The sequence below is a fragment of the Gemmobacter sp. genome (genome assembly GCF_016792925.1).
Taxonomy (GTDB): Bacteria; Pseudomonadota; Alphaproteobacteria; order Rhodobacterales; family Rhodobacteraceae; genus Gemmobacter.
Genome location: NZ_JAEULU010000189.1, coordinates 1 through 9,929 on the forward strand (window position 1 = coordinate 1; position 9,929 = coordinate 9,929).

At 65.6% G+C, this 9,929-nt stretch carries 10 protein-coding genes; 3 read left to right on the forward strand and 7 right to left on the reverse strand.

Annotated features, from left to right (window positions below; translation table 11 throughout):
* The first annotated feature begins 2 nt into the window (after positions 1–2).
* Positions 3–413: an alternative ribosome rescue aminoacyl-tRNA hydrolase ArfB gene (arfB, locus tag JNN06_RS08750; RefSeq protein ID WP_291239203.1), complete on the forward strand. Its 411-nt coding sequence runs from the start codon at positions 3–5 to the stop codon at positions 411–413.
* A gap of 13 nt (positions 414–426) precedes the next feature.
* Here arfB and pncB read toward each other — a convergent pair whose 3' ends face one another.
* The 3 genes from pncB to pncA form a co-directional block, all read right to left on the reverse strand.
* Entirely contained in the window at positions 427–1,716 is a 1,290-nt protein-coding gene (gene pncB / locus JNN06_RS08755) for a nicotinate phosphoribosyltransferase (protein WP_291239204.1), read from the reverse strand.
* The gene (locus JNN06_RS08760) at positions 1,650–3,884 is read right to left on the reverse strand and encodes a PAS domain-containing hybrid sensor histidine kinase/response regulator (protein ID WP_291239205.1); all 2,235 of its coding nucleotides are present in this window, start codon (positions 3,882–3,884) and stop codon (positions 1,650–1,652) included. Before JNN06_RS08760 ends, pncB begins: the two co-directional genes overlap by 67 nt.
* Before the next feature lie 189 nt (positions 3,885–4,073).
* Positions 4,074–4,679: a bifunctional nicotinamidase/pyrazinamidase gene (gene pncA / locus JNN06_RS08765; RefSeq protein WP_291239206.1), complete on the reverse strand. Its 606-nt coding sequence runs from the start codon at positions 4,677–4,679 to the stop codon at positions 4,074–4,076.
* A gap of 93 nt (positions 4,680–4,772) precedes the next feature.
* Here pncA and JNN06_RS08770 point away from each other — a divergent pair, with 93 nt between their 5' ends.
* Positions 4,773–5,675 carry a rhodanese-related sulfurtransferase gene (locus JNN06_RS08770; protein WP_291239207.1) on the forward strand — a complete coding sequence of 301 codons (903 nt, stop codon included), beginning with the start codon at positions 4,773–4,775 and terminating at the stop codon, positions 5,673–5,675.
* Here the strand turns inward: JNN06_RS08770 and JNN06_RS08775 are convergent.
* Positions 5,654–6,388: a WYL domain-containing protein gene (locus tag JNN06_RS08775; RefSeq protein WP_291239208.1), complete on the reverse strand. Its 735-nt coding sequence runs from the start codon at positions 6,386–6,388 to the stop codon at positions 5,654–5,656. The genes JNN06_RS08770 and JNN06_RS08775 overlap by 22 nt on opposite strands.
* A gap of 69 nt (positions 6,389–6,457) precedes the next feature.
* Between JNN06_RS08775 and JNN06_RS08780 the strand changes: the two genes are divergently transcribed.
* Positions 6,458–7,045, forward strand: coding sequence for a glutathione S-transferase family protein (locus JNN06_RS08780; RefSeq protein WP_291239209.1), 588 nt, complete (start codon positions 6,458–6,460; stop codon positions 7,043–7,045).
* Here the strand turns inward: JNN06_RS08780 and JNN06_RS08785 are convergent.
* The 3 genes from JNN06_RS08785 to JNN06_RS08795 form a co-directional block, all read right to left on the reverse strand.
* Complete coding sequence (locus JNN06_RS08785; protein ID WP_291239210.1) at positions 7,033–7,899, reverse strand: DMT family transporter; 867 nt, start codon at positions 7,897–7,899, stop codon at positions 7,033–7,035. The genes JNN06_RS08780 and JNN06_RS08785 overlap by 13 nt on opposite strands.
* Before the next feature lie 68 nt (positions 7,900–7,967).
* Positions 7,968–8,255 carry an HU family DNA-binding protein gene (locus JNN06_RS08790; protein ID WP_291239211.1) on the reverse strand — a complete coding sequence of 96 codons (288 nt, stop codon included), beginning with the start codon at positions 8,253–8,255 and terminating at the stop codon, positions 7,968–7,970.
* Positions 8,256–8,418: 163 nt separating this feature from the next.
* Positions 8,419–9,912, reverse strand: coding sequence for an AMP nucleosidase (locus tag JNN06_RS08795; RefSeq protein WP_291239212.1), 1,494 nt, complete (start codon positions 9,910–9,912; stop codon positions 8,419–8,421).
* Positions 9,913–9,929 lie beyond the last annotated feature (17 nt).

Sequence of the window (9,929 nt, forward strand, 5' to 3'; positions counted from 1 at the left end):
GGATCACCGACACACTCACCCTCGCCGATTGGGAATTGACCGAGAGCTTTTCGCGCTCTTCGGGCCCCGGCGGGCAGAATGTGAACAAGGTGGAAACCGCCGTCGAACTGCGCTTCGAGGCCGAACGCTCGCCGCATCTCAGCCCCGCCGTGAAGGCCCGGCTGAAGCGTCTGGCCGGGCGGCGCTGGACGACCGAGGGCGCCATCGTCATCCGCGCCGAGGAGACCCGCAGCCAGATCCGCAACCGCGCGCTGGCCGAGGAGCGGCTGGTCGAGATGATCCGCGCCGCCCTCGTCGCCCCCAAGCGCCGCATCGCCACCAAGCCCACCCTGGGCAGCCAGCGGCGGCGGCTGGAGGCCAAGGCGCAGCGCGGCGAGGTGAAATCGCTGCGCGGCAAGGTGGATGAGGGCTAGGCCCGGCGGCGCATCACACCACCACGGCCTCGGCCCGCTGTTCGCCCACGCCAAAGACGCGTTTATAGCGCGCGACCTCTGCCGCAGGCCCCATCGCCTTGTTCGGATTGTCCGACAGTTTCACCGTGGGGCGGCCATTGGCGCTGACCGCCTTGCAGACCAGGCTGAATGGCGCCAGCCGATCCCCGGCCAATCCCCTGAAATCATTGGTCAACATCGTGCCCCAGCCGAAGGACACCTTCACCCGGCCCGCGAATTGCGCGTGCAATTCCTCGATCTTGTCCACATCCAGCCCGTCGGAAAAGATCACCAGCTTTTTCGTCGGGTCTTCGCCCCGCGCGCGCCACCAGCGGATCGCGGTTTCCGCCCCCTGCGCCGGATCGCCGCTGTCGATTCGGATGCCGGTCCAGGTCGACAGCCAGTCCGGCGCGTTTTTCAAAAACCCTTCCGTGCCATAGGTGTCGGGCAGGATGACCCGCAGGTTGCCGTCATGCTCCTCGTGCCAATCGGCCAGCACCTTATAGGGCGCCTGCGCCAGTTCGGCATCGCTGTCGGCCAGCGCGGCATAGACCATGGGCAGTTCATGCGCATTGGTGCCGATGGCCTCGATGTCGCGTTTCATGGCGATCTTGCAATTGGATGTGCCGGTAAAGGCCTCGCCCAGACCCTCCTGCATCGCCTGCACGCACCAATCCTGCCACAGAAAGCCATGGCGGCGGCGGGTGCCGAAATCGGCGATCTTCAACCCGTCAATGCGGCGCAGGCGTTCGATTTTCTCCCAGAGCCGGCTCATCGCGCGGGCATAGAGGATTTGCAGCTCGAATTTGCCCATGCTTTTCAGCACCGCCCGCGCGCGCAGCTCCATCAGCACCGTCAGCGCCGGAATTTCCCACAGCATGACCTCGGGCCAGCGGCCTTCAAAGGTCAACTCGAACTGGCCGTCGCGCTTTTCCAGATGGTAGGCGGGCAGGCGCAGCCCCTCGAACCATTCCATGAAATCGGGGCGGAACATCTGGCGTTTGCCATAGAATGTATTGCCGCGCAGCCAAGTGCTTTCCCCGCGCGACAGGCTGAGGCTGCGCACATGATCCAGCTGTTCGCGCAATTCGCCCTCGTCGATGATCTCGGCCAGCCGCACCGAGGCAGAGCGGTTGATCAGGCTGAACGCCACCTGGGTTTCCGGCTTGTTTCGGAAAATAGACTGGCACATCAAAAGCTTGTAAAAGTCTGTGTCGATCAGCGACCGGACGATCGGGTCGATCTTCCAGTTGTGGTTGTGCACCCTTGATGCGATGTCGACCATGCCGCCTCTCCCTTTGCCTCCCTGTCTAAGGCAAAGCCGGGGGAAAGGTCAAAACCAGAAGCATCGGGCTGTGGCTGGCCGGGCACAGACCCGGCGGCCACATGGCGCAGCAGCGTGAACAATTCGGCGCGCAGGAAGGGCTTGGTCAGGGCGCCATCCATGCCCGCCACGATGAAGGCCGCCTGATGTTCGGCGTCGGAATAGGCGGTCAAGGCGAAGATCGGCACCCGGGGCAGCCCGGCGCGCTGTTCGGCGGTGCGGATCACCCGCGTCGCCTCCAGCCCGTCCATGCCCGGCATCGAAACATCCATCAGGATCAGATCGGGGCGCTGCTGCTCCCAGGCGGCCACCGCCGCCGCGCCATCCTCGGCGGCATGGAACGCGGCAACACAGGGTTCCAGCAGGCGGCGCACGATCAGCGCATTGGTGCGGTTATCCTCCGCCACCAGAATGCGCAGCGCGGTGCGCGGGGCCTCCAGCCCCGGCTGCGGCCCCGCCGTGGCGGCTTCGGCCCGGGCGAGGGGCAGGCTGATGGTGAAGGTGGAGCCATGGCCCGGCGCCGAGACCAGCGATATATCGCCGCCCATCCGCCGCACCATCTCGCGCGAGATGGTCAACCCCAACCCGGTGCCACCAAAGCGGCGCCCGATCGTATTGTCGGCCTGGGCAAAACTGTCGAACACCTGGGCCTGCCGTTCGGGGGGGATGCCGATCCCGGTATCCTCGACATGCAGGTCGATCCGGTCGACCTGCTCGCCCGGGCGCCAGTCGAGCCGCAGCCGGACCCCGCCGGTTTCGGTGAATTTCACCGCATTGCCCAGCAGGTTCAGCAGCACCTGCCGCAGCCGCCCCGGATCGCCGCGATGGCGCGGCAGCGCCCCCGGCAGATCGGCCTCCAGCCAAAGCCCCCGGCCCTGCGCCACCGGCCGCAGCAATTCGATGCTGCGCCCGATCAGCGCCGCGAGGTCAAAATCCTCCTCGGCCAGATCCATGCGCCCGGCCTCCAGCTTCGAGAGATCCAGCACATCATTGATGATGGTCAGCAGCGCCCGGCCGCTTTCCACGATGGTCGCGACGTAATCGCGCTGCACCGTGTCCAGCGTGGTATCCGCCAGCAGCTCTGCCACCCCGATGACCCCGTTCATCGGCGTGCGGATTTCGTGGCTCATGGTGGCCAGGAATTGCGATTTCGCCCGGCTGGCGGCCTCGGCCACCTGGCGCGCCGCCGCCAGTTCGATCTGCTGCGCCTTGGCCTCGGTGATGTCGCGCTCGACCGAGATGAACACATCCAGACGCCCATCCGCCGAGAAGACCGGGCTCATGTTGATGTCCATCCAGATGATGCCACCAGCCTTGGTGCGGTTCTTGATCTCGACCCGGCAGGGGCGCCCCTCTTCGATGGCGGCCAGCAATTCGGCCAAAGCCTCCTGCTCGGTGTCGGGCGCATTCAGCAGATCGCCCGGCAATTGCCCCACCGCCTCGTCGAAACTATATCCGGTGATGCGGCTGAACGCCTCGTTCACCCATTCGATCCGCCCGTCGGGCGTGGTGAACATCACGCTGTCGCCGGCATAGCGCGCCACCAGCGCCAGCCGCTCATAGCGGCGCGCGGTCTGCTCCAGCTCGGCGCGCGACAGACTCAGTTGCACCTGTTCATCCAGCAGCGCGCGTTCAAAGCGATAGCGGTCGGCCCGGCTGCGGGAGACCGTGTTCATGAACAGCGCCACCGCATAGGTCAGGATCAGCACCGCCAGGATCAGGAACACCGCCCCCTGATCGCGCCGTGTCAGCAACAGCTCGGTCAGCATGCCCACCGTGACCAGCGCATAGACCCAATAGCGCACCACAGTGCCTTCCGGGAAATGGCGCGAGGCCATGCCCGCATTGGTCACCGCCGCCATCAGAAAGACCAGCGCGAAGAACTTTGCCTCGGCAATGGGGATGAAGCCCCAGCAAATCCAGATGCAGCCGCCGATGGTCAGCGCCTGAAACCCGGCCACGGCCGCCGCGATCCGTCGCAAGCGGCGGCCCGGCCCATCGGGCCGCTTGAGAATGCGCCACAGAATCAACGCCTCGGCCGATTCTCCCAGCAGCGCCAGCCCGATCGCCCAGAGCCCCAGTTCCACCCGCGCCATCAGCGCCATGGCCAGGGCCCCGAACAGGGTCATGGTCTGGCGCAGGTAAAACCCACGCAACCGCCCCCGCGCATAGCGCAGAAGCAAGCCTGTCGCACTGTTGCGCCGCCGGAATTCCGCCCGCGCATCCATGCCTGCGGAGACCATCGAAACCTCGCCACCAGATCCTCATGTCAGACCCTAGGGCAGAGGTGTTAAGACTTTCTGAGTGGAAACCGCGATTTACAGCAGGTCCACGCCCACCCGCATCATCTGGCTACAGGCCTCGGCCAGCGATCCATCCAGATCAATGGCGCGGCAGGCGCTCATCTTCACGGCCACCTTGAAGCCCAGCCGCGCCGCATCCAGCGCCGAATAGGTCACGCAGAAATCAGTGGCGAGGCCGACCAGCACCACCTTTTCCACGCCACGGCTGCGCAGATAGCCCTCCAGCCCGGTCGGCGTCTGGTGGTCATTCTCGAAAAACGCCGAATAGCTGTCGATGGCGGGGCGAAAGCCCTTGCGGATCACCAGGTCGCCCGGCTCGGTCTCCAGCCGCGGGTGGAATTGCGCCCCCGCCGTGCCCTGCACGCAATGGGTGGGCCACAGGATTTGCGGGCCATAGGGCATCTCGATGCTGGAAAACGGCGCGGCGCCGGGGTGGCTTTCGGCAAAGCTGCTATGGCCGGCGGGGTGCCAGTCTTGCGTCAGCACCCGCACCGGATATTGCCGCAGCATCGCGTTGATTTCCGGGATGATCGCATCGCCGCCCGCCACGGCCAGCGCACCTCCGGGGCAGAAATCATTCTGCACATCGACAACGATCAGGGCTTCATGGGCTGGGCGCATCGGGACCTCCGGGTTTTCCCTTGGCTAAGACGGCCTGCGCCATGCGTCAATGCCGCGCTTGCAATCGCGGGGGCAAAGCGGCAGATCGGGGGCATGATCACCATTGCCGCACTCTATCACTTCACCCGTTTCCCCGATCCGGCGGCCCTGCGCCCGGCCCTGCAAGCGCTGTGCGACATGCAGGGCGTCAAGGGCTCGCTTCTGCTGGCCGCCGAGGGGGTCAATGGCACCATTGCAGGCCCGCGCGCGGGCATCGACGCCGTGCTGGCGCATCTGCGCGCCCTGCCCGGTTGCGCCGCGCTGGAGCATAAGGAAAGCCACGCCGAAACCATGCCCTTTGGCCGCATGAAGGTGAAGCTGAAGCGCGAGATCGTCACCATGGGCCAGCCCGACATCGACCCGCGCGCCCGCGTCGGCCATTATGTCGCGCCGCAGGATTGGAACGCGCTGATCGCCGAACCCGATGTGGTGGTGATCGACACCCGCAATGATTACGAGGTCGCCATCGGCAGTTTCGAGGGCGCCATCGACCCCGGCACCCACAGTTTCCGCGAATTTCCCGCCTGGTGGGAGGCCAACCGCGCCCGCTTTCACAACAAGCGCGTCGCCATGTTCTGCACCGGCGGCATCCGCTGCGAGAAATCGACGAATTACCTGCTCAGCCAAGGGGTTGAGGATGTCTATCACCTCAAGGGCGGCATCCTGAAATATCTGGAAGACGTGCCCGAGGATCGCAGCCTGTGGAACGGGCAATGCTATGTCTTTGACGGGCGCGTCAGCGTGGGCCACGGGCTTGTGCCGGGTGACTATGACAGCTGCCATGCCTGCCGCCGCCCGGTCAGCGCGGCTGACAAGGCGCATGCCGATTATGAACATGGCGTGCAATGCCCGGCCTGTGTGACCGAATATTCACAATCCGATCGGGAGCGGTTCCGCGAGCGGATGCACCAGATGGAGCTGGCCGAAAAACGCGGTCAGCGCCATTTGGGCGGCTGATCTTTCCCGAAAGCCCGATCCTTTTCGTAAGGCTGCTCTTTCAGGATACGGTGAAAGGCGCGCAGCAGGCTCACCCGGCCGGGGCGGAAACTCTCCTCGCTCAGCCGCACATCGCGCATCGCCTTCAGGTGAAAGCGGCGGAAATCCTGCCGCAACCGGCATTGCGCCAGCAGCATCAGCGCCCGGTCCATCCAGACCACCGACAGGGGGTAAATCCGGCGCTGCGTCTCGCGGCCTGACAGATCGGTATAGATCATGTCCACCGCGCGTTCCTCCCAGATCGCCTCGCGGATCAGGCCCAGATGCGCGGGCGCAGGCGCGCGCGCCTCGCAGCGATAGACCGCCTGCGCCGCATGCAGCGCCTGCCGCTGCACCCGTTCCGGCAGGGTGGCGATGATCTTGGCCCCCGCCGCCTCGGCAGCCTTGGCCAGCGCCGGATCGCCCGCCAAGCCCACCTCGGCCAGACCCAGCATCAGCGCCTCCACCTCCAGCCGGGTGAACATCTGCGGCGGCAGCGCCGGGTCTTCCGTCAGGCAATAGCCCAGACCCGCCTCGCCCTCGATCCGCGCCCCCGCCGCCCGCAAGGCGCCGATGTCGCGATAGAGCGTGCGCGGCGAGACCTCCATCTCCGCCGCCAGACGCTCGGCCGTCACCGGCTGCGGCAGGCGGCGCAGCGCATCCAGGACACGGAACAGGCGGTCGGGTTTGGCCATGACATGCTGACAGGTTTTGACAGGAGGCTCCAGTCATACCAAGCCCATAGCAAAAGAAAAGGAAAACCGATGCTGACCTTCTATCACGCCCCGCATTCGCGCTCGTGGCGCATTCTGGCCCTGATCGAGGAGATGAGCCTGCAAGATTGGGTCACCACGCGCCCGGTGAACATTGTCCGCTCCGATGGCTCGGGTGCGGTCGATCCCGCCAACCCGCATCCCGAGGGCAAGGTGCCGCTGCTGGATCATGACGGCCATCTGATCTCGGAAACGCCGGCGGTCATGATCTATCTGACCACGCTGTTTCCCGGCAGCAGCATGGCGCCCGCGCCCGGCACGCCGGAGTGGGGCGTGTTCCTCACATGGATGTGCTGGTATACCGCCGCGATGGAACCGGCGCTGCTGACCGAGGTGGCGGGCCTCTCGCATCCCGTGTTCCACGGCACATGGCGCGACGCGCAGGCCGTGACCGCCCGCCTGCACAGCGCCTTGCAGGCCGGGCCCTGGATCATGGGCGACAGCTACAGCGCGGTCGATCTGCTGCTGCATTCGCCCTATGCCTGGCTGCCGCATCTGACCCCGGATGATCCGCTGATCCGCGACTGGGTGGCGCGTTGTCAGGCCCGGCCCGCCAATCTGGCGACCTATACCGCCTGACGCGAGACCTGCACCGCCAGAATCCCCGCCATGACCACGGCCACGCCCAGCATGTCGGTCAGGCGGATGCCCTCGCCCAGCAACAGCGCCGCGATCACCACCCCGAAAAACGGGTTCAGAAAGTGGAAGGTCGCGGCCTTCACCGCCCCGATGCGCCGCACCAGCGCGAACCACAGCACGGTGGCAAAGATCCCGGGCATCAGGATCTGATAGGCCATGGCCGCCGCCCAATGCGGGCTGAGGTTCAGCCGCCACGGCTCCACCAGCGCGGCCAAGGCGGCCAGCGCCACCGCGCCCACCCCCATCTGATAGCCCACCACCACCAGCACATTCCCGCCCGAGGCCGCGCCCCGCAGCGTGAGCGTCGCCCCCGCCAGCGCCAGCGCCGCGATCAGGCACATCGCCACGCCAACCGGATCGGCCCCGCCCTGCAACCGCGCCGCCATGATCAGCGCCACGCCGCCAAATCCCAGGGCCAGCCCCGCCACCCCCAGCATCGGCAGCCGCTGCCGCAGCACCAGCCAGCCCAAAGCCGCCACCAGAAGCGGCATGGTCGAGGCGATGATCGCCGCCAGCGAGGCCTCGATCCATTGCATCGCGGTGAAATTCAGCCCCAGATAAATCGCATTCTGGCACAGGCCAAACACCAGCACCGCGCGCAACTGTGCCTGCGTCAGCCGCAGGCTTTGCCCCAGCGCCGCCCCCATCGCCACCGCAATCACCCCGGACAGCGTGAAGCGGATCGCCAGCGACAACAGCGGCCCCGCATCGGTCACAATCACCCGCGCCGTCGCATAGGCCGAAGACCAGACCAGCGCAAAACCCAGCCCCATCATCATCGCGCGCATGTCCATAGCCTGCCTCCCGGATGAAAAAGGCCGCCCCGAAGGGCGGCCCATGAAACGCGAAACCCGCAGCGGGGTCAGGCGTTCACGCTGTCCTTCAGCGCCTTGGCGATGGTGAATTTCACCTGCTTGTCGGCCGGTTTGGTCACGGTCTCGCCAGTGGCGGGGTTGCGCACCTGACGCTCCGGGCGCTCTTTGCACACCACTTTGCCAAGGCCCGGCAGGGTCACGGCGCCACCGGCGGCCACTTCACGCGCCACAACTTCGGCCACGGCGTCCAGGGCTGCGCCGGCCACTTTCTTGTCGGCGCCCATGGCTTCGGCCAGAGCGGCAACCAGCTGGGTCTTGGTCATCGGTTTGGACATGATGTCTTTCCTTGTCTTTGGTCCCGCCTCGGGGATATTTCGTTGCCCGATCGCTGCAAGGCTTGCATGCCGGGCTTCTGGGGCCTTGCTACACAGGTTTTCGCGGCAAAGTGCAAGCCCCGATTGCCATGATTGCGGTTTGCCGCAAGGTTTCGCCCATGCCTTACAGGAAGGCGGTTTCCTCAAAGCTGCGCAACTTGCGGCTGTGAATGCGCTCCACCGGCATTTCCCGGATCAGCTCCATCGCGTGAATGCCAATCAGCAGATGCCGCGCCACTTGGGTGCGGTAGAAATCGCTCGCCATGCCCGGCAGCTTCAGCTCGCCATGCAGCGGCTTGTCGCTGACGCATAGCAGCGTGCCATAGGGCACCCGGAAACGAAAGCCATTGGCCGCGATGGTCGCGCTTTCCATATCCAGCGCGATGGCCCGCGATTGCGACAGCCGCTGCACCGGCCCCGACTGGTCGCGCAGCTCCCAGTTGCGGTTGTCGATGGTGGCCACGGTGCCGGTGCGCATGATGCGTTTCAGCTCGTAACCCTCCAGCTGGGTCACATGCTCCACCGCGTCTTCCAGCGCGATCTGGATCTCTGCCAAAGCCGGGATCGGCACCCAGACCGGCAGGTCATCATCCAGCACATGATCCTCGCGCAGATAGGCATGGGCGAGGCAGAAATCCCCAAGGCTCTGGCTGTTGCGCAGCCCCGCGCAATGCCCCACCATCAGCCAGGCATGCGGGCGCAGCACGGCGATATGGTCGGTCGCGGTTTTGGCATTCGACGGCCCCACGCCGATATTCACCAGCGTGATGCCCTGCCCGTCGGGGCGCTTCAGGTGATAGGTCGGCATTTGCGGCATCTTGGCGGGCAGGTTCACCGCCCCGTCCGGTGTGGTGATGATCTGGTTTCCGGTCGCCACAAAGGCCGTATAGCCCGAGGCCGGATCGCCCAGCACCTTGCGCGCATAGGCCTCGAACTCGTCCACATAGAATTGATAGTTGGTGAACAGCACATGGTTCTGGAAATGCACCGGATCGGTGGCGGTGTAATGCGCCAGCCGCGCGAGGCTGTAATCCACCCGCTGCGCCGTGAAGGGCGCCAGCGGGCGCGAGCCGTCGGGGTATTCGGTCAGCACGCCATTCACGATGTCGTCATTCGTCGTCGCCAGGTCCGGCACGTCGAACACATCGCGCAGCGGGAAATCCAGCACCCCCTCCTGCGGGATCACGATGCCGGGCCGGTTCGCCACCGCGAAATGCACCGGAATCGGCGTCTCCGACAGGCCGATCTCCACCGGCACGCCATGGTTCTGGATCAGCAATTCCAGCTGCTGCACCAGATAGTTGCGGAACAGGTCGGGCCGGGTGATCGTGGTGGCATAGCTGCCCGGCTGCGCCACATGGCCGAAAGACAGCCGCGAGTCGGTCTTGGCAAAGCTGGTGGTGGTAAAGCGGATCTCGGGATACCAGGCCCGCACCCGCGCGGCGGGCGGCGTGCCGGAAATCACCGCATTGAACTCTGCCGTCAGAAAATCGACGGCCTCGGCATAAAGCGCCTCCAGCCGCGCCACGGCGGCGGCAGCATCGGTAAAGCTTTCGCGCACCGCATCGGGCGGCGCGATATAGGTCTGTGAAATCTGTGTCACGTCTTTTGCGTCCATTTTTTGATCGCCTTTTG

Excerpts from the sequence above, each read along its gene's own strand:
- JNN06_RS08780 (WP_291239209.1), top strand. The coding sequence starts at position 6,458 with ATGCTGACCTTCTATCACGCCCCGCATTCGCGCTCGTGGCGCATTCTG.
- JNN06_RS08785 (WP_291239210.1), bottom strand. The coding sequence starts at position 7,899 with ATGGACATGCGCGCGATGATGATGGGGCTGGGTTTTGCGCTGGTCTGG.
- JNN06_RS08790 (WP_291239211.1), bottom strand. The coding sequence starts at position 8,255 with ATGTCCAAACCGATGACCAAGACCCAGCTGGTTGCCGCTCTGGCCGAA.
- JNN06_RS08795 (WP_291239212.1), bottom strand. The coding sequence starts at position 9,912 with ATGGACGCAAAAGACGTGACACAGATTTCACAGACCTATATCGCGCCG.
- JNN06_RS08775 (WP_291239208.1), bottom strand. The coding sequence starts at position 6,388 with ATGGCCAAACCCGACCGCCTGTTCCGTGTCCTGGATGCGCTGCGCCGC.
- pncA (WP_291239206.1), bottom strand. The coding sequence starts at position 4,679 with ATGCGCCCAGCCCATGAAGCCCTGATCGTTGTCGATGTGCAGAATGAT.
- pncB (WP_291239204.1), bottom strand. The coding sequence starts at position 1,716 with ATGGTCGACATCGCATCAAGGGTGCACAACCACAACTGGAAGATCGAC.
- JNN06_RS08770 (WP_291239207.1), top strand. The coding sequence starts at position 4,773 with ATGATCACCATTGCCGCACTCTATCACTTCACCCGTTTCCCCGATCCG.
- JNN06_RS08760 (WP_291239205.1), bottom strand. The coding sequence starts at position 3,884 with ATGACCCTGTTCGGGGCCCTGGCCATGGCGCTGATGGCGCGGGTGGAA.